Origin of the sequence: Agrococcus sp. SL85 (genome assembly GCF_026625845.1) — a bacterium.
Lineage (GTDB): Bacteria > Actinomycetota > Actinomycetes > Actinomycetales > Microbacteriaceae > Agrococcus.
Map to the genome: position 1 here is coordinate 223,037 of NZ_CP113066.1, position 18,300 is coordinate 241,336.

The 18,300-nt window shown below is 74.8% G+C and carries 17 protein-coding genes and 2 pseudogenes; all 19 read right to left on the bottom strand.

All coding sequences use genetic code 11. From position 1 onward, the window contains the following. Nucleotides 1-2: 2 nt before the first annotated feature. On the bottom strand, nucleotides 3-776 hold the full coding sequence (locus OVA14_RS01045; protein ID WP_267504484.1) for a CoA transferase subunit A: 774 nt from the start codon (nucleotides 774-776) through the stop codon (nucleotides 3-5). Next, nucleotides 776-1,687 (bottom strand): alpha/beta fold hydrolase, encoded by a 912-nt coding sequence (locus tag OVA14_RS01050; protein WP_267504485.1) that lies wholly within the window; start codon nucleotides 1,685-1,687, stop codon nucleotides 776-778. Before OVA14_RS01050 ends, OVA14_RS01045 begins: the two co-directional genes overlap by 1 nt. Next, nucleotides 1,684-2,430: a 3-hydroxybutyrate dehydrogenase gene (locus OVA14_RS01055; RefSeq protein ID WP_267504486.1), complete on the bottom strand. Its 747-nt coding sequence runs from the start codon at nucleotides 2,428-2,430 to the stop codon at nucleotides 1,684-1,686. Before OVA14_RS01055 ends, OVA14_RS01050 begins: the two co-directional genes overlap by 4 nt. Continuing rightward, nucleotides 2,427-3,092, bottom strand: coding sequence for a TetR/AcrR family transcriptional regulator (locus OVA14_RS01060; RefSeq protein WP_267504487.1), 666 nt, complete (start codon nucleotides 3,090-3,092; stop codon nucleotides 2,427-2,429). The genes OVA14_RS01055 and OVA14_RS01060 overlap by 4 nt, the downstream gene beginning before the upstream one ends. Next, complete coding sequence (locus OVA14_RS01065) at nucleotides 3,089-4,624, bottom strand: class I adenylate-forming enzyme family protein (RefSeq protein ID WP_267504488.1); 1,536 nt, start codon at nucleotides 4,622-4,624, stop codon at nucleotides 3,089-3,091. Before OVA14_RS01065 ends, OVA14_RS01060 begins: the two co-directional genes overlap by 4 nt. After that, on the bottom strand, nucleotides 4,614-5,756 hold the full coding sequence (locus tag OVA14_RS01070) for a branched-chain amino acid ABC transporter permease (protein ID WP_267504489.1): 1,143 nt from the start codon (nucleotides 5,754-5,756) through the stop codon (nucleotides 4,614-4,616). The genes OVA14_RS01065 and OVA14_RS01070 overlap by 11 nt, the downstream gene beginning before the upstream one ends. Then, entirely contained in the window at nucleotides 5,753-6,634 is an 882-nt protein-coding gene (locus tag OVA14_RS01075; protein ID WP_267504490.1) for a branched-chain amino acid ABC transporter permease, read from the bottom strand. Before OVA14_RS01075 ends, OVA14_RS01070 begins: the two co-directional genes overlap by 4 nt. Further along, nucleotides 6,631-7,335, bottom strand: a complete 705-nt coding sequence (locus OVA14_RS01080) for an ABC transporter ATP-binding protein (RefSeq protein WP_267504491.1) — start codon at nucleotides 7,333-7,335, stop codon at nucleotides 6,631-6,633. The genes OVA14_RS01075 and OVA14_RS01080 overlap by 4 nt, the downstream gene beginning before the upstream one ends. After that, nucleotides 7,332-8,087: an ABC transporter ATP-binding protein gene (locus OVA14_RS01085; protein WP_267504492.1), complete on the bottom strand. Its 756-nt coding sequence runs from the start codon at nucleotides 8,085-8,087 to the stop codon at nucleotides 7,332-7,334. The genes OVA14_RS01080 and OVA14_RS01085 overlap by 4 nt, the downstream gene beginning before the upstream one ends. Then, nucleotides 8,084-9,280, bottom strand: a complete 1,197-nt coding sequence (locus OVA14_RS01090) for a substrate-binding domain-containing protein (protein WP_267504493.1) — start codon at nucleotides 9,278-9,280, stop codon at nucleotides 8,084-8,086. The genes OVA14_RS01085 and OVA14_RS01090 overlap by 4 nt, the downstream gene beginning before the upstream one ends. Nucleotides 9,281-9,521: 241 nt before the next feature. Then, a complete protein-coding gene (locus OVA14_RS01095) occupies nucleotides 9,522-10,067 on the bottom strand; it encodes a signal peptidase I (RefSeq protein ID WP_267504494.1) in 546 nt (181 codons plus the stop codon). After that, nucleotides 10,058-10,507 carry a hypothetical protein gene (locus tag OVA14_RS01100; RefSeq protein ID WP_267504495.1) on the bottom strand — a complete coding sequence of 150 codons (450 nt, stop codon included), beginning with the start codon at nucleotides 10,505-10,507 and terminating at the stop codon, nucleotides 10,058-10,060. Before OVA14_RS01100 ends, OVA14_RS01095 begins: the two co-directional genes overlap by 10 nt. Then, nucleotides 10,504-11,139 carry an LPXTG cell wall anchor domain-containing protein gene (locus tag OVA14_RS01105; RefSeq protein WP_267504496.1) on the bottom strand — a complete coding sequence of 212 codons (636 nt, stop codon included), beginning with the start codon at nucleotides 11,137-11,139 and terminating at the stop codon, nucleotides 10,504-10,506. The genes OVA14_RS01100 and OVA14_RS01105 overlap by 4 nt, the downstream gene beginning before the upstream one ends. Beyond that, entirely contained in the window at nucleotides 11,136-12,446 is a 1,311-nt protein-coding gene (locus OVA14_RS01110; RefSeq protein WP_267504497.1) for a SipW-dependent-type signal peptide-containing protein, read from the bottom strand. The genes OVA14_RS01105 and OVA14_RS01110 overlap by 4 nt, the downstream gene beginning before the upstream one ends. A 686-nt stretch (nucleotides 12,447-13,132) precedes the next feature. Further along, nucleotides 13,133-13,729: pseudogene (locus OVA14_RS13705) on the bottom strand (hypothetical protein); the annotation flags it as partial. 29 nt (nucleotides 13,730-13,758) lie between these two features. Further along, nucleotides 13,759-14,712 (bottom strand): class II fructose-bisphosphatase, encoded by a 954-nt coding sequence (gene glpX, locus OVA14_RS01115; protein WP_267505457.1) that lies wholly within the window; start codon nucleotides 14,710-14,712, stop codon nucleotides 13,759-13,761. 274 nt (nucleotides 14,713-14,986) lie between these two features. Then, on the bottom strand, nucleotides 14,987-16,366 hold the full coding sequence (locus tag OVA14_RS01120; protein ID WP_420710606.1) for an MFS transporter: 1,380 nt from the start codon (nucleotides 16,364-16,366) through the stop codon (nucleotides 14,987-14,989). 146 nt (nucleotides 16,367-16,512) lie between these two features. After that, nucleotides 16,513-17,284, bottom strand: a pseudogene (locus OVA14_RS01125) (SDR family NAD(P)-dependent oxidoreductase). Between the two features lie 28 nt (nucleotides 17,285-17,312). Further along, nucleotides 17,313-18,296, bottom strand: coding sequence for a 3-hydroxyacyl-CoA dehydrogenase family protein (locus OVA14_RS01130; RefSeq protein WP_267504499.1), 984 nt, complete (start codon nucleotides 18,294-18,296; stop codon nucleotides 17,313-17,315). Between the last annotated feature and the right edge of the window lie 4 nt (nucleotides 18,297-18,300).

Below are 18,300 nucleotides of genomic sequence, written 5' to 3' on the forward strand. Positions count from 1 at the left end.
GCTCAGCCGTCCTCTCGCACGGTGCGGCGCTCGATGCGCTTCTCGATGTCGGTGCCCACCTCGACGATCCGGTGGACGAAGACGCCGGGCAGGTGCACGCCGTCGGGGTCGATCTCGCCCGGCTCGACGAGCTCCTCCACCTGCGCGATGCAGATGCGGCCGGCCATGGCGGCGGGCGGCGAGAACTGGCGCGCGGCCTTGTTGAAGACGAGGTTGCCGTGGCGGTCGCCGCGCAGCGCGTGCACGAGCGCGAAGTCGGTCGTGATCGCCTCCTCGAGCACGAACTCCTGCGGCGTCCCGTCGACGTCGAAGACGGCGGTGGGCTTGGGCGCGGAGGCCTTCGCGATCGAGCCGTCGGCGTTGTAGCGCTGCGGCAGGCCGCCCTCCTGCACCTGCGTGCCGACGCCCGTGCGGGTGTAGAAGGCGGCGATGCCCGAGCCGCCCGCGCGCAGCTTCTCGGCGAGCGTGCCCTGGGGCGTGAGGATCAGCTCGAGCTCGCCCGAGAGGTAGCGCCGCTCGAACTCCTTGTTCTCGCCGACGTACGACGACGTCATCGTGTCGATCTGCCCGTTGCGGAGCAGGAGGCCGAGGCCCCAGTCGTCGACGCCGCAGTTGTTCGAGACGACGCGCAGCCCCGTCACCCCGCGCTCCTCGAGCGCCCGGATGAGCGCCATCGGGTTGCCGGACAGGCCGAAGCCGCCGACCGCGAGGGTCGCTCCGTCGGGGATGTCCGCCACGGCCTCCGCCGCGGAGGCCCAGGTCTTGTCGATCGCCATCAGCGTCCCTCCACCTGCGCGGAGGAGGCTGCGCCGCGGACCGCATCGGCCACGGCGCCCACCCCCTCGCCGAGCAGGATCGTGTAGTGGTTCGTGCCCTCGACGTCGGTCACGTCGAGGCGGGGCAGGCGGGCCGTCCACATCGCCAGCCACTCGTCATCGTAGAGGCCGGGCGCCTGGTCGAGCAGGTCGCGCGGGCTGCGCAGCAGCACCGCGGGCGCCTCGACCGCGGCCAGCGCCTCGGCGTAGCCCTCGCGCCCGTCGAGCTCGACGAGGTTCGCGACCACCGCGTCCGGGTTCGCGGAGGGCCGCAGCGCCCCGTCGACCTCGCGCAGGTCGTAGTCGACGTACTCCTCGATCGCGGGCGACCAGTAGGGCCCGAAGCCCGGGTGGGCGCGGAAGAAGGCGCGGTACGCCTCGCGGTCGGGGAAGGTGCGGGCGAGGCGCTCGAGGGCGGGGCCGAGGATGTCCTCCGGCTTCGCCCCGGCGGGCGCGGGCCGCAGCGGCACGCCGCCGTCGACGAGCACGAGCGCGGCGACGAGCTCGGGTCGCGCCTCGGCGAGACGCCCGGCGACGAAGGCGCCCATGGAGTGGCCGACGACGATCGCGCGGTCGATGCCGAGGGCGGTCATCGCGTCGGCGACGTCCTGCGCCTGCTGCACGAGGCCGTAGGGGCCCGGCAGGCCGCGGGAGGCGCCGCGGCCGCGCAGGTCGAGCGCGAGCACGGGCGCGTCGAGCCGCGCCGCGAGGCCCGAGAACGAGCGGTGGTTCGCGGTGATGCCGTGGATGGCGACGACGGGCGTGCCGGGCGCGCCCTCGTGCCAGAGCGTGCCGACGAGCTCGCCGCCCTCGACGGGCGCGGCGACCGGGCGCTCGGCGACGGCCGCCGCGGCCGCCTCCGTCGCCGTCACCGGGCGCTCCATCCGCCGTCCATGACGTACGACGAGCCCGTGACCATGCCGGCGTGCGGGCCGGCGAGCCAGGTGGCGAGCGAGGCGACCTCCTCGGGCTCGACGAGGCGCTTGATCGCCGCCTCGGTGAGCATGACCCTCTCGAGCACCTCGTCCTCGGGGATGCCGTGGGTGGCGGCCTGGTCGGCGATCTGCGACTCGACGAGCGCCGTCCGCACGTAGCCGGGGTTGATGCAGTTGGAGGTGATGCCGTGCGGGGCGCCCTCGAGCGCCGTCACCTTCGAGAGCCCCTCGAGGCCGTGCTTCGCGGCCACGTAGGCCGACTTGAAGGCGGAGGCGCGGATGCCGTGCACGCTCGAGAGGTTGATGACGCGGCCGAAGCCGCGCTCGACCATGCCGGGCATCGCGGCGCGGATGAGCAGGAACGGCGCCTCGAGCATGAGCGCGTGGATGCGGCGCCAGGCGTCGGGCTCGAACTCGGCGATGGGCGCGACGCGCTGGATGCCGGCGTTGTTCACGAGGATGTCGGCCTCGAGCGAGAGGGACTCGAGCGAGCGCGTGTCGAGCAGGTCGACCTCCCAGGCCTCGCCGCCGAGCTCGCTCGCGAGCGTCGTCGCGGCCGCGCCGTCGCGGTCGGCGACGACGACGTGCGCGCCCTCGGCCGCGAACGACCGGGCGATCGCGGCGCCGATGCCGGCGGCGCCGCCGGTGATGACGGCCCTGCGGCCGGAGAGCGTGCTCATGAGTCCTCCTCGGGGTGCGCCGCCGCTGCGGCGGGCTGGTCTGCGGTGCGTCCAGCGCCGAGCGCGCGCTGCACGAGCGCGACCATCTCGTCGAAGACGTGGTCGGGCACGGGCGTGGCGCCGGTGCCGTAGGGGCCGGTGTCGGCGGTGGGCCAGAGCACGTAGCGCATGCCGATCATCTCGCCGATGCCCATGAGCGCCCATGCGGCGACCTCCGGGTCGAGCTCGGCGATCTCGCCTGCCTCGCGCGCGGCCGAGAGGCCGCCGACGTAGCCCTCGACGATGCGCTCGTAGTGGCGGCGCATCGCGCCGGGCGAGACCTGCTCGGCCTCGCGCACGACGCGGTAGAGCGCGGGGTGCTCGGCGGTGAAGCGGAAGAACTCGCGGAAGCCCTCGCGCTCCGCCTCGGCGCGGTTCGTGCCGCGGGAGGCCCCGTCGCTCATCGCGGCGCGCACGCGGCGGTTCAGGTCGTCGACGAGCTGCTCGAAGACGTCGAGCTTCGACTCGAAGTACAGGTAGAAGGTGCCCTGCGCCACCTGCGCGCGCTCGGTGATGCGCGCGATCGACGCCGCCTGGTAGCCGTGCTCCGCGAAGACCTGCTCGGCTGCCGCGAGCAGCTTCGCCTTCGTGGCCTCGCCGCGCTTCGTCCTGGGCTCGGTCATCGGTCCTCCTCCGGGGCTGCGCCGGCCGCGAGCGCGCGGCGCAGCGGCTTGCCGCTGGGCGTGCGCGGGATCGCGTCGACGACGAGGTAGCGCTTGGGGTGCTTGAAGGCCGCGAGCCGCCCGTCGAGGTGCGCGCGCAGCGCGGCCTCGTCGACGGGCTCGGCGAGCACGAGCCACGCGGCGACCTCCTCGCCCCACCGCTCGCTCGGCAGGCCGGCGACGGCTGCGTCGATGACGGCGGGGTGCTCGAGGAGGGCGAGCTCGACCTCGATGGGCGCGATCGACTCGGCACCGGAGCGCACGATGTCCTTCATCCGGTCGACGACGCGGATGCGCCCCGCCGCGTCGCGCTCGACGAGGTCGCCGGTGCGGAGCCACTCGCCGAGCATCGCCGCCGCGGTCGCCTCGGGGTCGCCGAGGTAGCCGGAGAAGAGCGCGGGCCCTCGCACGAGCAGCTCGCCCGTGCCGGGGCCCCGCACGACGCGGTCGCCGTCGAGCAGCGCGACGTCGACGTGCGGGTAGGGCCGCCCGGCCGTGCCCGCGTCGGCGTCGCCCTGCGTGATGGTGACGTTGGGGCCCGCCTCGGTGAGCCCGTAGCCCTGCCGCAGCACCACGCCGCGCTCGGCGAGGCGCTGCGCGGTGCGCTCGTCGAGCATCCCGCCGCCGACGACCGCGGTGCGCACGCTCGAGAGGTCGCGGACCGCGAGGTCGGGGTGCTGCACGAGCGCGCGGTAGGTCGTGGGCACGCCCATCGTCGCCGTGACGCGGTGCCGCTCGACGAGCGCGAGCGCGCGGCCCGCGTCGAAGGTGCGCTCGAGCACGACAGTCGCTCCCACCCACCAGGCCAGGAGCGGCTGGATGTTCCAGCCGGCCACGTGGTGCTGCGGCAGCACCTGCAGCACGACGTCGTCGGGCACGAGCGGCGTCGCGCGCGAGAGCGCGATGTTCGCCCAGGTGCACGCGGCGTGGCTGAGCACCACGACCTTCGGCGCGCTCGTGGTGCCGGAGGTCGTGAGCAGCAGCAGGGCGTCGTCGTCCTGCGGCGCGCCCGCGGGCAGCGGCGCGGCCGCGGGCGGCACCTCGGCCTCGACGCCGGCCGCGCCGAGCCCGGCGAGGGGCATGGCACCGGAGGGCCCGCCGCCCGGGGACGCCGCGCCGTCGAGGAGCGCGAGCGCCTCCTCCCCCGCCCGGCGGTGGTCGTCCTCCACGAGCAGCAGCGAGGGCTCGATGCGGCGCAGCTGCTCTGCGAGCTCCCGCGGCGTCAGCCGCCACGACAGCGGCGCGAGCGCGACGCCCGCCTTCGCGCAGGCGAAGAGCAGCACGACCTGGTCGGCGGTCGATCCCGTGACCGTCGCGATCCGCGCGCCGCGCCCGTGCCCCGCGTCGGCGAGCGCGTGCGCGAGCGCGCTCGCGCGCGCCTCGAGCTCGCCGTAGGAGACGGCCACACCGCGGTCGACGATCGCCGTGCGGGTCGCGTGCGTGCCGGCGCGGTCGGTCGTCCACCGCCCGAGCGTCAGCGCGTCAGGAGCCATGCGTCGATGCTTCCACGTCGGCGCGGGGCGCGGGCCGAGCCTCGGCCGCCGCGCGCCGCCCGGCACGCCGGGGACGGCCGACGCGATGCGCGATGCCGACGATGCCGCCCGGCGCGAACATCACGACGAGCACGAAGAGCGTGCCCAGCAGGAACAGCGGCTCCGAGAGCGGGATGCGCAGCACGTCGGGCAGGCCGGCGATCGCAGGGCTCGAGGCGAGCGCCGAGAGCCGCTGGTCGAGCAGCGTGTAGACGATGCCGCCGACGATCGCGCCCCAGCGGTAGCCGACGCCGCCGAGCACGACGATCACGAGGAGCGTCAGCGTGAAGTCGGAGCCGGAGATGCGCGGCGTCGCGCTCGACTGCAGCAGCATGAAGCCGAGCCCCGCGACCGCGGCGAGGCCCGCGGCGATCGCGAACACCGCGAGCCTCGCGAAGTACGGGCGGATGCCGAGCACGGTCACGCGCAGCTCGTTCTCGCGCGCGGCCGCGACGACGTGGCCGAGGCGCGAGCGCTCCACCCACACGCACACGAGGTAGGCGACCACGAGGATCGCGAGCGCGAGCCAGTAGAGCGAGCGCGTGTTCACGACGCCGACGAGGCCCGGCGGCACGACGTCGACGAGCAGCGTCACGCCCTCCTCGCCGCCCGTGAGGCCGCCGACGTTGCGGCGGATCATCACGTTGACGGCCTGCGCGAAGGCGAGCGTCACCATCGCGAACGAGATGCCGGTCACGCGCAGCGCGAGGGAGCCCGCGAGCGTGCCGACGACGAGCGCGAGCACGATCGTCAGCAGGATCGCGAGCAGGAACACCGCTTCGCTCGGGATGCCCGAGGGGGCGAGCATGCGCAGCAGGATGCCGAGGCCGTAGGCGCCCGCGGCGAAGAACATCGCGTGGCCGAACGAGAGGAGCCCCGCGACGCCGAAGAGCAGGTGGTAGCTGAGCGCGAGCGCCGAGATGATGAGCGCGTACGCGAGCACCGCGAGCGTGCCGGGCGTGTAGGTGGGGCCGGGCAGCACGCCCGGGATGTCGAGCGCGAGCAGCGGCAGGCACGCGGCGGCCGCGACGAGCACGGCGCCGAGGGCGACGCGGCCCCAGGGCGAGCCGGCGACGGAGCGGAGGCGGTTCATCGTGCCGCCGCCTTCCCGAGGAGGCCGCGAGGTCGCACGAGCAGCACCGCCGCGAGCGCGAGCACGACCGCGAGGTCGCCCGTGCCGCCGAGGTAGAAGTTGGCGAGCTGCTGGATGACGGCCACGAGCACCGAGGCGATGGCGGCGCCCGCGAGCGAGCCGAGGCCGCCGATGACGGTGACGATGAACGCGTAGATGAGCAGCGACGTGCCCTGGTGGGCCGAGACCTGGCCGTAGTAGACGGAGGCGAGCACGCCGCCGAGGCCCGCGGCCGCGCCGCCGATCGCGAAGACGACCGTGAACGCGCGGCGCACGTCGATGCCGAGCGCGGTCACCATCGTGCGGTTCTCGACGCCCGCGCGGATGACGAGGCCGTAGGAGGTGCCGCGGAGGAACAGCACGATGAGGCCGAGCACGACGATCGCGGCGCCGATGAGCAGCCAGCGGTCGTTCGGCACGTTGGCGCCGAGGACGTCCGTCGTGCCGCCGAGCCACTCCGGCTTGGCGATGCGGATGGGGTCGGTGCCCCAGATGCCCTCGAAGAGCGCGACGGTGGCGAGGCCGAGGCCGACGGTGACGAGCACCTGCTCGATGTGCCGCTGGTAGAGGCGACGGATGAAGACGAGCTCGGTGATCGCGGCGACGAGCGCGCCGACGACGAGGCCCACGAGCATGCCGACGAGCAGCCCGCCCCAGGTGCCGTCGCCCACGCGGCGCCCGACCTCCCAGCCGAGGAAGCCCGCGAGGGTGAGGAACGAGCCGTGCGCGAAGTTCAGCACGCCCATGAGGCCGTAGATGAGCGAGAGGCCCGAGGCGACGAGGAAGTACAGGGCGCCGAGGCCGACGCCCGTGATGAGGAGCAGCAGCAGGGTGCTCATGCGGCGGCCTCCGCTCCGGCGACGCCGAGGTGGCGGTGCACGAGGTCGCTGTCGAGGAACTCGGCGGCGGGCCCCGCGTGCACGACGCGGCCGCCGGAGAGCACGACGACGCTGTGGGCGAGGTCGCGGACGACCTGCAGGTTCTGCTCGACGAGCAGCATGGGCGTGCGCTCGGCGGCGTCGCGGAGCGCCTTCGTCACGTCGCCGACGATGCGGGGCGCGAGGCCCTTCGTGGGCTCGTCGACGAGCAGGAGGCGGTTGTCGTTCATGAGCGCGCGGGCGAGCGAGACCATCTGCTGCTGGCCGCCGGAGAGCGTGCCCGCCTGCTGGCCGGCGCGCTCGACGAGCTCGGGGAAGAGCCGGGCGACGACCTCGCGGTGGCTGCCGTCGCGCTGCGCGAGGCGGAGGTTCTCGGCCACCGTGAGGCTGCCGAAGACCTCGCGGTCCTCGGGCACGTAGGCGATGCCGCGCTGCACGATGCGGTGCGTCAGCAGCCGGTCGATGCGCTCGCCGTCGAAGACCACCTCGCCCGTGCGCTCGAGGATGCCGAGCAGGGCCTTGATGGTCGACGACTTGCCGACGCCGTTGCGGCCGAGCAGCGCCGTGACGCCCTGGCCCGCGACGTCGAAGGCGACGTCCTCGACGACCTGCTGGCCGGCGATGCGCGCGGAGAGCCCGCGCACCTGCAGGATGGCGCTCACACGGCCTCCCCGAGGTAGGCCGACTGCACGGTGGCGTCGGCCATGACGTCCTGCGGGCTGCCGACGGCGAGCAGCTCGCCGTGGTGCATGACGGCGACGCGGTCGACGAGGCCCAGGAGCACCTCCATGTGGTGCTCGACCATGAGCACGGTGCGGCCGGAGGCGTGGAGGCGCCGGATCACCTCGACGAGGCCCGCGACGTCGCCGGAGCCGACGCCCGCCATGGGCTCGTCGAGCAGCACGAGCTCGGGCTCGGTCGCGATGAGCATCGCGATCTCGAGCTTGCGCTTGTCGCCGTGCGAGAGCACGCCGGCCTCGGTGCCGGCGTGGTGGTCGAGGCCGACCTCGGCGAGGCAGCGCTCGGCCACCTGCGTCGCCTCGTCGCCGCGGCGCGGGAAGCGCCACAGGCTCGTCGCGGCGCCGAGCTTCGCCTGCGCCGCGAGCCGCACGTTCTCGCGCGCGTCGAGGCCCGGGAAGACGCTCGAGGTCTGGAAGGTGCGGCCGAGCCCGGCCCGCGCCCGCTGGTGCACGCCGCGACCCGTGACGTCCTCCCCCGCGAGCAGCACGCGGCCGCTCGTGGGGGTCGTGACGCCCGAGATCACGTCGAACAGCGTGGTCTTGCCCGCGCCGTTCGGGCCGATCACACCCACCATCTCGCCGCGCGCGACCTCGAGGGACACGTCCTGGAGGATGCGCGCGCCGCCGATCTGCAGGCCGACGGCGTCCAGCTGGAGCGCGGGCTGGTCCGTCATCGGTCGCCCGCCACGGGCGGGGCGACCGCCTCGGCGTCGACGATCTCGACGAGCTCGGGCATCCACGTGCCGCCGTCGTCGACGAGGCGCACCTGGAACATCGGCTGCACGAGCGCGTGGTCGTCGGCGCGGATCGTCAGCTCGCCCTTCACCGACTCGAACGTCCACCCCTCGAGCGCGGCGATCATGGCGGCGGTGTCGCCCTCGCCCTCGGTGACGGCCTGCACGAGCATCTGCGCGCCGACGAAGCCGTCGACGGTGAAGAGGTCGGCCTCGTGGCCGTGCTCCTCGAGGTACGCGTCCATCGCCTGGGCGGCCTCGGTGTCGGTCGCGCCCGGGAAGTAGTGGTTGAGGAACTGGATGTCGCCGGAGCCCGGGCCGTAGGCCTGGTACGAGGCGCGGTCGGCGAGGCCCGTGACGACGGTGGTGTCGGCGAGCACGCCCTGCTGCGCGAGCGCCTCCCACATCGCGCCCGTCGTCGCGCCCGCCCAGGCGACGAAGACGAGGTCGGGCGAGGCGGCGGCGATCTGCTGCGCGAAGGGCGTGAACTCCGTCGCGTCCTCGGCCACGAGGATCGGCGTCACGTCGGCGCCCTCGGCGCCGAGCACCGACTCGACCGAGGCGACGTTGCCCTGGCCGAAGGCGTTGTCCTGCGCGAAGACGACGATGCTCGAGCCCTCGACCGAGTCGAGGAAGGTCGCGGCGGTCGCGACGTCCTGCAGCGTCTGGCGGCCCGAGCGGAAGGTCTGGTCGTTGATGCCGGTGATGGCGTCGGCCGCGGCGGGGCCGGAGAGGAAGAGCGTGTCGTTCTGCGCCGCCTGCTCGGCGACGGCGAGGGCGACGCCCGAGGCCGCCGAGCCGCCGATCACCTGGAAGCCGCGGCCGATGAGGTCCTTGGCCTGCGTGACGGCGGTGTCGGGGTTGCCCTGGTCGTCGACCCACTCGATCGTGAGGTCGACGCCCTCGATCTCGCCCGTGCCGTCCGTGGCGTAGTCGAGGCCGGCCTCGAAGCCCTGCTGGTAGGCCTCGCCGTAGGCGGCGAGGGGGCCGGTGATGGAGGTGAGCATGCCGACGCTGACGGCGACGCTGCCGTCCTCGCCCTCCGCGGGGGCGGTGGTCGTCGGGGCGCACGCGGTGAGGGCGAGCGCGGCGACGACGACGCTGGCGCCGACGAGCTTCGGGGTCCTGCGCATGGGGTGCCTTTCGAGCTGGGCGAGCGCGCGCGAGGCGCGGCTCGAAGCTCGAGCGCACGTCGTCGTGCTGCGTCACGGTCCTAACCTGACGACTGGTTCAGGTTTCAGGTTCCAGCATGCGACGGCAGGCCGCCGGTGTCAAACCGCCCGCGCGACCGTGACCGTTCCGTGACCTCCGGGCGCGTCGAACCCGCCGCGCCGATGCGACCGCGCCGGGCCGTCACGACACCGCACGGCGTCCTCAGCGACCGTCCGCCGGGGCGTCCTCGAGGGCCGGCCCCTCGTCGTCGACCCGCTCGCGCCGCGGCCAGAAGGCCCACGTGACGAGCGCGGCCCCCGCGAGCGTGACGCCCCCGAGCACGAGCGGCTGCTGCATCGCCTGGATCGCCGGGGCGACGCCGGGCACGGCGGCGAGCACGACGCGCGCGCGCTCCACGGCGTAGGGCGCGGGATCGGGCGCGGCGTTCGCGTCGCCCTGCATCGTGAAGGTGACGGTCTCGCCCTCGACCGCGAGGATCTCGACGATCCGGTGCGTGACCGGCAGCGCCCCAGCCCGGTCGACCGTCACGACGTCGCCCGGGCGCAGCTCGGTCGCGGGCACCTCGCGCACGAGCGCGGCGGAGCCCGCCGGGATCGCGGGCGCCATCGAGCCCGTGGCGAACAGCATGATCGAGCAGCCGAGCACGACCGCGCCGATCGCGAGCAGGATGCAGAGCGAGCCGGCGACCGCGAGCACGTCGAGCACCCGGCGCCCGAGCCACGCGACGCCGCGGCGACTCACGACCACCGCTGGCAGGAGGGCGCGACGAGGCCGAGCACGCCGGGCACGGCGAGGCCGCGGAGCGCGGTCGAGGTCCAGCCGGTGGCGCTGCCCGCGAAGGCGCGCACCTCGACGACGAGGCGCTGGCTCGCGGTGACCGAGACGCTGGTGGTCGTCGCGGGCAGCACCGCCTGGTCGACGAGCGCGCCCGCCTCGGTGCGCACCTGCGCGAGGTAGCCGGTGCGCACCTCCCCGGTGCTGCCGTGCGACCACTGGAAGGTCACCTGGTTGCCCAGCAGCACGCCCGCGCAGCTCGTCGCGACCGGCTGCGTGACGACGCCCGCGCGCACCGTCGCGCGCGCCGCCTCGGTGTCGGTCCAGGCGGCGAGCACGGGCGGCGCCGCGTGCGCGGCGACGAGCAGGCACGACGCGGCCGCGATCGCCGCGATCGCGCGCGCCGGCCTCACCGCCCTGCCTCCGCCCCGCCGCGCCGCGCGACCGCGAGGGCGCCCGCGAGCAGCAGCGCGCCGCCGGCCGCGAGGAGCCACGGCGGCATCGCCCCGCCCGTCTGCGGCAGCGCCCCCGCCTGGGGCCCCGGCCCGGGCGCGGCGCCGCCCTCGCTCGCGACCTCGTCGCCGAGGCCCACGGCGCGGAACGTGAGCGCCGCGGTCGCCGCCGCGCGCTCGACCAGCACGACTTCGATGCGGTACCAGGCCGCGGCCGCGGCCCGCTGCTCGCCGAGCGCGATCCGGCCGTCCCGGACCTCGCCCGAGGCGAGCGTCGCGCCGCGCTCGCAGCCCGCGACGCTCGCGCCGCATGCGACGACCGTCGCGCGGAAGGCGCGCGGCGTCGCGCTCGACTCGAGCGCGAGCGCGATCGTGCCGTCGTCGCGGCCGGCGCTCACCCCGAGGTCCCACGCGACGGGGACCCCCACCGCCATCGAGGCCATCGCGGCGCGATCCTGCACCGACTCCAGGCGCAGCACCTCGCCCTCGACCACGGTCGTGCTCGACGGGCGCGCCGCCGGCACCGGCACGGCGACGCCCGTGGCCGCGACGCCGGAGGCGACGAGCGCGGCCGCGAGCGCCGCGGCGATCACGTCGACCCCGTGAAGCGCCAGGTGATGCCGAAGGCGCCGCCCTGCGCGGCGCTCGGGGCGTCGCTCGGCAGCACGAGCTGCATGCAGTGATGCTGCCCGGAGGCGCCCGCGGCGGGGAGGGGCTGGGCGGCGGGCGAGATGGCGGCGTCGAGGCGCTGCGAGGTGACGAGCGCCGTGCCCTGGCTGCCGGCGAAGACCGCGGCGCAGTCGGCGGTCGGGGTCGTGACGACGCGCACCGAGTAGCGCAGCGCGCCGAGCAGCGCCTGGTCGGCGACGCCCTCGGCCCCCGTCGTCGCGACGCCGTCGAGCGTCGGCTGCTGGAACGTGACGGTGCCGGCCGCGGAGGCGGCGATCGTGCGGACGCCGAAGCGCGCGTACGTCGTGGCGCCCGGGACGAAGGGCGGCGTCGTGGGCGTCCACGAGAGCGTCGCGGGCGATCCGACGGGGTGCTCGGCGTAGGTCGTGCCGTTCACGGTGCCCTCGATGCCGAACCGCGCGGCCTCGACGCTCGAGCGCGCGTGCTCGTCGTCGGTCCAGGCGGCGAGCGTCGCGGTGGCGCCGAGGCCCAGCACGAGGCCGCCCGCGAGCCCGGCGCGGACGCGGAGCCTGCGGATGCGGCGGTCGGGGGCGCGGCGGTGGAGGCCTGCCACGGCGGCCTCAGTCCGTCGAGGTCGCCGTGAGCCTGCCAGGTGGCGGTCGCCGAGCCGCCCTGCTCGAGGTCGGGGCCCGCGACGACCTCGAAGCACAGCGCCGCCGCCTCGCCCGGCCCGGTCGTGGGGTCGCCGTTCACGAGGCTCGATCGTGGCGCCGCCCACCGCGGGCGCCGAGGCGAGCGTCGTGCCGGAGCCGAGCGAGGTGCCGCCGGCGATGCCCGCGGCGTCGCACGCGGCGCCGGGCGCGAGCGCCACGACCTCCCACGCGAGGTTCGCGGTGTTGTCGGGGGTGCCGGGCGCCGTCGTGAGCGCCGCGAGGTCGAGCGTCGCGTCGGTCGAGGTGCCCTCGGCCAGGCGCACCCAGAAGGGCGCGAAGACGACGTCGTCGGGCGAGAGGCTGCCCGCGAGCGGCACGGTGAACTCGAGCTCGGCCGCGTCCTCGGCGCTCTCGTGGTCGGTGAAGCCCGCCGTCGCGCTCGTGGTCGAGCCCTCGAGGTCGAACTGGCCCGCCGTGAAGATGCCGGTCGCGAACTCGTCGTCCGTCCACGCGGCGAGCGTGACCGCGGCGCCCACGCCGAGCACGAGCCCGCCGGCGAGGATCGCCCGGACCTTCCTGCGAGCAGTGCGGTCCTGGACGGCGATGCGGGTGGCCATGCGAGCTCCTCGTGACGGGTCGTGCGCCCTCCGGGACCGCGCGACAGGATGTGGACAATCGTCCAGGTCACGCCATTGTGGAGCGGAGTTCCGCTCCGGTCAACCCCGCGGCCTCCCAGGTTCGTCGCGCGCGGCCCGCGCGGCGAGCGCCCCCACGGCGGCCTCCAGCGGCCCCCGGGCGCCGGTCGCGGCGAGCGCGGCCCCGATGCCGAGCCCGACGGCCAGCCTGCAGCGCCCAGCCGCCCCACCCGGCGGCGACCGCCGCGGGCCCGACCACGAGGAGGACCGACACGAGCATCGCGTGCAGCGCGTAGACCGTGAGCGGCGCCGCGCCCATCGCGCGCACGGGCGCGAGCGCGCGGAGCGCCCCGGCGGGCAGCCGCGCCGCCACGAGCCCCGTCGCCGCGACGACGAGGAGCGCGATGCCGACCGTGCGGGCGACGTCGGCGGGCGTGCCCGTGTGGGGCGCGGCGACGAGCCTGCAGCAGCGGCTCGCCGCTCGCCGCGGCGCCGTAGCCGTTCACCACGAGCGCATCGCGTGCCGCCTCGAGCCCGCCCGCGGTCGGCGCGAGCAGGTGCAGCGCGAGCTCGGTGCTCGCGACCCCCAGCCCCACGAGCAGCGCGCCGAGCCCCGCGACGCGCACGAGCGCCGCCCGCTCCTCCCCCGCGGCCCGGCGTGCGAGCAGCCACCGCGCGAGCAGCATCCCGACGAGGAGGTAGCCGATCCACGTCAGGGCGGGGTAGACGCCGGTGAGCGCGAGCGCCGCGAGCGAGGCCGCGGGGTCGGCGACGGCCGTCGTGATCGAGAGCGGCTCCTGCAGCGCCGGCAGCCGCTCGTGCGCGAGCGCCGACGCCCAGCCGCCGAGCGCCGCGATGGGCAGGAGCAGCGCCCACAGCACCGCCGACGGCGCCGCGAGGAGCGCGCCGCACGCCACGATCGCGAGCCCGAAGGGCGGCAGCACCACGACGACCGCGGGCGCCACGGGCACGAGCAGGAGCCCGAGGAGCAGCACCGCGAGCCCGCGCGCGACGGCGGCTCGCACGGCCGCCCCGACGCGGCCCTCGGCGAGCCGTCTGCGCGAGGCGAGCACGAGGCTCGCGCCGCCGAGCACGGCGAAGAGCGTCGAGGGCGGCCCGTCGACCGCCGCCACGACGGCATCGGGCGACGAGCGCTGCAGCGCGGTGTGGGCGGCCATCATGCCCGCGAGCGCGATCGCGCGCGCGAGGTCGACGCCCACGAGGCGCGTCGAGCCCTCGACGAGAGGCATGCCCATGCCGCCCATCCTGCCCCGGGCGGCTGGAGAGGCGCCCGTCAGCCCCTCGTGGACTCCTTCTCGAGCCACTTCTCGGCGCGGTGCTCAGCGATGACGCGGCGCGCCGTGCCGGTCTTGGAGCGCAGCACGAGCGACTCGGTGCGGATGAGCGGCCCCTTGCGGCGCACGCCGTCGAGCAGGCCGCCGTCGGTCACGCCCGTGGCGACGAAGTAGGTGTTGTCGCTCGAGACGAGGTCGTCGAGACCCAGCACGCGGGTGAGGTCGTGGCCGGCCGCGGCGACCTTGCGGTGCTCCTCGTCCGACTGCGGCGAGAGCCGGCCCTCCATGAAGCCGCCGAGCGCCTTGATCGCGCACGCGGTGATGACGCCCTCGGGCGTGCCGCCCACGCCGGCGCAGAGGTCGATGCGGCTCTCCCAGCGCGAGGCGTTGATGCCGCCGGCGACGTCGCCGTCGCGCATGAGGCGCGTCCCGGCGCCCGCGGCGCGGATCTCCTCGATGAGCTCCGCGTGGCGGGGCCGGTCGAGCACGGCGACGACGATGTCCTCGACGTCGCGGCCCTTCGCGCGAGCGAGCTCGCGGATGTTGTCGCGCATCGACTGCTCGAGCGAGACGACGCCCACGGCCTCGGGGCCGCCGACGAGCTTGTCCATGTAGAACGCGTCGATCGGGTCGTACATCGAGCCGCGGTCGGCGACCGCGATGACCGAGAGCGCGTTCTGGCGCCCCGCGGCCGTGAGCGAGGTGCCGTCGATGGGGTCGACCGCGATGTCGCAGGCGGGGCCGCGCCCGTTGCCGACGTGCTCGCCGTTGAAGAGCATCGGCGCCTCGTCCTTCTCGCCCTCGCCGATGACGATGACGCCGTCGAAGGCGACGGTCGCGAGGAAGGTGCGCATCGCGTCGACGGCCGCGCCGTCGGCGGCGTTCTTGTCGCCGCGGCCGATGAACGGCACGGCGCGGATCGCGGCGGCCTCGGTGGCCCGCACGAGCTCCATCGCGAGGTTGCGGTCCGGGTTGTCGAAGACCGGGGCGCTGTGGCCTCCGGCCTCGTCGGGGCGCTGCGGCACGGGTGTCCTCCATCGGGGTCGGCTGGCTGCTTCGAGCCTAGTGAGCGGGGCGATCGTCGCCCCGCCCGGTGCGGCGAAGGATCCGCGGATCCTTCGCCCGAAGCAGGAGCGGCGAGCGCCGCGCGGATGCGGCGAGGGCCGGCGCGGGGTGTCGCGATCCCCGCACCGGCCCTCGTGCATCCGCTCGGATGCTGCGCCCCGCCTAGTGGCCGGGCGCGGTCTCCTCCTCGAGCAGCGTGTCGGCCTTCGCCGTGAACCGCTTGGTCGCGGCGAGCATGACCGCCGCGAGGAACGCGAACACGCCGAGCGAGACGACGCCCCACGTGCCGGCGTCGGTCGGGACCGCCTCGTTGACCGCGGTGCGCATGATGGGCGCGACGAAGCCGCCGAGGTTGCCGAGGGAGTTGATGAGGCCGATGCCCGCGGCCGCCGCCGTGCCCGTGAGGAACGCCGTCGGGTACGACCACGTGATGGGGCCGACCGAGAGGAAGCTCGCGACGGCGAGGGTGATGCACAGGATGCCGATGATCGGCTGTCCCGCGGCGCCCGCCCAGGCGGAGCCGAGGATGAACACGCCCGTCGCGAGGTAGAACATCGTGCCCCAGTGCCTGCGGCGGCGCACGGTGTTCGCGGCGCGGCCGAAGAAGTAGCAGGCGAACAGGCCCACGAGCCACGGGATGGCCGCCACGAGGCCCACCTGCCAGCCGACGTCCTGCCCGAGCAGGTTCGCCACCTGCTGCGGCAGGTAGAACGTGGTGCCGTACACCGCGATCTGGAGGCAGAAGTAGATGATCGTGAAGTACCAGACCTTCCAGTTGCCCATCGCCCGCCAGATGCCGGTGGGGCCGTCGGCCTCGCGGACCGAGTCCTCCTGCGCCATGACGTCGGTCAGGGCGCGCTTCTCGTCCTCGTCGAGCCACTTCGCGTCCTGCGGGCTGTTGATGAGGAACTTGAGGGCGAGGAGGCCGGCGACGATCGCCATGACGCCCTCGACGAAGAACATCACCTGCCAGCCGTGCCACGGCGTGAACTGGTCGCCGAAGCTGATGAGGCCGCCCGAGAGCGGGGCGCCGAGCATCTGCGAGAACGGCTGCGCCAGGTAGAAGATGGCGAACATCTTCACGCGGTGCTTGTTCGGGAACCACTCCGACAGGAAGAGGATGACGCCCGGGAACAGGCCCGCCTCGGTGACGCCGAGCAGGAAGCGCAGGATGATGAACATCGTGTCGTTCGTCGTCCACGCGAACGCGGCGGCGACGATGCCCCACGTGACCGCGATGCGCGCGAGCCAGAAGCGCGCGCCGAACCGCTTCAGCAGCAGGTTCGACGGGATCTCGAAGATCGCGTAGCCGATGAAGAAGATGCCCGCGCCGAGCGCGAAGGCGCCGGCCGAGATCCCGCGGTCGACCGCGAGCGCGTCCTCCGCGAAGCCGACGTTCGTGCGGTCGAGGAACGCGACGAAGTAGAGGACGACGAGCATCGGCATGAGATGCCGAGACGCCTTGGCGATGGCCGACCGCAGCGCGGGGCTCTCCCCCTGGGCTGCGGCCAGGCCGCTGGTGGTACCGGGCACATGAGACATGCTGCTTCGCTCCTTCGCGAGTGCCGTGATGGGTGTGGGACGGGCGCTACGCGCCCTGGGCGATCAGCCAGATCCCGATGCCGACGCACACGACGCCGAGCAGCAGGAAGAGGATGCGGGACTTGGACCAGGTGCCCATGGCCGCCTCAGTGCATGTAGAGGCCGCCGTCGACGTTCAGGGTCTGGCCCGTCACGAATCCGGCGTCCTCGCTGATGAGGTAGGCGATGGCGGCGGCGATGTCCCGAGGGGTGCCGATGCGCGGCAGCACGCCGTCGGCCGCCATGGCGGCCTTGCGCTCCTCGGTGAGCGTGCCGCCCATGATGTCGGTGTCGATCGGGCCGGGCGAGACGACGTTGAGCGTGATGCCCTCCTGCCCGAGCCTCGCGCGCCACCGAGCGGGTGAAGCCGATGACGCCGGCCTTCGCGGCCGAGTACGCGGTCTTCGAGAAGGTGCCGCCGCCGCGCTGGGCGGAGACCGACGAGAGGCTGACGACGCGGCCGACGCCGTGCTGCACCATCGACTCGACGGCGCGGCGCGTGGCGTGGTGCACGCCGTGCAGGTTGATGTCGACGACGCGGTGCCACTCCTCGGCCGAGACCTCGAGGTAGGGCACGGGGCTCGAGACGCCCGCGAGGTTCACGAGCGCGACGACCTGCGGCAGCGCGGCCTCGAGCTCGTCGAAGGCGCGGCGCACGGCCGCCTCGTCGGCGACGTTCGCGCCGGCGCCGGCCGCCTGCACGCCGTGCTGCTCGGCGATCTCGGCGGCCACGGCCCGCGCGGCCGCGTCGTCGAGGTCGATGATGCCCACGTGCCAGCCGCGCTCGGCGAGGAAGTGGGCGGCGGCGCGGCCGATGCCGCGCGGCGAGGCCGCGCCCGTGAGGACGACGGTGCGGGACTGGGGGAAGGCGGTTGCCATGACGCTCCTTCGCGTGCTCTGCCGCGCCTCAGCGCGCGGCGGCCTCGTCGGTCGAGGCGGGGTGGATGGGTGCGGGCCCGAGCTCGTCCTTCAGCCGCTGCATCGCGACGTAGGCGCGGTTGCGGTAGGCGACGAGCTCGGGCGTGCGCTCGGCGGGCACGTCGAGGTAGCCGGCACCCGACTTCGTGCCGAGCCTGCCCTCGTCGACGAGCCGCTGCAGGCTCTCGGGCGTCGCGAAGCGCTCGGGCCACCGCGTCTGCAGCGAGGCGTAGCAGAACGAGTAGACGTCGAGGCCGGCCATGTCGGCGATCGCGAAGGGGCCGAAGAACGGCAGGCGGAAGCCGAAGGTCGTGCGGACGATCGTGTCGATGTCGTCGGGGGTCGCGACGCCCTCCTCGACGAGCTGCGTGGCCTCGTGGAAGAGCGCGTACTGCAGGCGGTTGAGCACGAAGCCGGTCGCGTCGGAGACGCGCGCGGTCTCCTTGCCCGTCTCCGCCACGACCGCCTCGGCGAGCGCGACGGCGGCCTCGTCGGTGCCCGCGTGCGGGATGATCTCGACGCCGGGGATGAAGGGCGCCGGGTTCGAGAAGTGCACGCCGAGGAAGCGCTCGGGGCGCTCGACGGCCTCCGCGAGGCGCTCGATGAGGATCGTCGAGGTGTTCGAGCTGATGACGGCCTCGGGCCGCGCGGCGGCCGAGATGCGCCGCAGCGTCTCGTGCTTGATCTCGATCCTCTCCGGCACCGCCTCCTCGATGAGGTCGGCGTCGGCGACGGCCTCCTCGATCGATGCGGCGGCCGTGAGGTGCTCGCGGATCCGCGACACCGCGTCGGCCGGGAAGAGCCCGTCGGCGACGAAGGCGGCGGCCTCGTCGAGGAGCCGCTGGAGGTTCTGCTCGGCGATCTCCTGCGAGACGTCGGCGATGCGCACGTCGTGGCCCGCGAGCGCGAGCACCTGCGCGATGCCGCCGCCCATGTAGCCGGAGCCGACGACGGCGATGGTCCTGGTGGTCATGCGT

Bases quoted from the DNA above. Each gene is read 5' to 3' on its own strand.
- OVA14_RS01045 (WP_267504484.1), bottom strand. From the start codon at position 776: ATGGCGATCGACAAGACCTGGGCCTCCGCGGCGGAGGCCGTGGCGGAC.
- OVA14_RS01090 (WP_267504493.1), bottom strand. From the start codon at position 9,280: ATGCGCAGGACCCCGAAGCTCGTCGGCGCCAGCGTCGTCGTCGCCGCG.
- OVA14_RS01120 (WP_420710606.1), bottom strand. From the start codon at position 16,366: ATGTCTCATGTGCCCGGTACCACCAGCGGCCTGGCCGCAGCCCAGGGG.
- glpX (WP_267505457.1), bottom strand. From the start codon at position 14,712: ATGGAGCTCGTGCGGGCCACCGAGGCCGCCGCGATCCGCGCCGTGCCG.
- OVA14_RS01085 (WP_267504492.1), bottom strand. From the start codon at position 8,087: ATGACGGACCAGCCCGCGCTCCAGCTGGACGCCGTCGGCCTGCAGATC.
- OVA14_RS01130 (WP_267504499.1), bottom strand. From the start codon at position 18,296: ATGACCACCAGGACCATCGCCGTCGTCGGCTCCGGCTACATGGGCGGC.
- OVA14_RS01060 (WP_267504487.1), bottom strand. From the start codon at position 3,092: ATGACCGAGCCCAGGACGAAGCGCGGCGAGGCCACGAAGGCGAAGCTG.
- OVA14_RS01110 (WP_267504497.1), bottom strand. From the start codon at position 12,446: ATGGCCACCCGCATCGCCGTCCAGGACCGCACTGCTCGCAGGAAGGTC.
- OVA14_RS01055 (WP_267504486.1), bottom strand. From the start codon at position 2,430: ATGAGCACGCTCTCCGGCCGCAGGGCCGTCATCACCGGCGGCGCCGCC.
- OVA14_RS01075 (WP_267504490.1), bottom strand. From the start codon at position 6,634: ATGAGCACCCTGCTGCTGCTCCTCATCACGGGCGTCGGCCTCGGCGCC.
- OVA14_RS01065 (WP_267504488.1), bottom strand. From the start codon at position 4,624: ATGGCTCCTGACGCGCTGACGCTCGGGCGGTGGACGACCGACCGCGCC.
- OVA14_RS01070 (WP_267504489.1), bottom strand. From the start codon at position 5,756: ATGAACCGCCTCCGCTCCGTCGCCGGCTCGCCCTGGGGCCGCGTCGCC.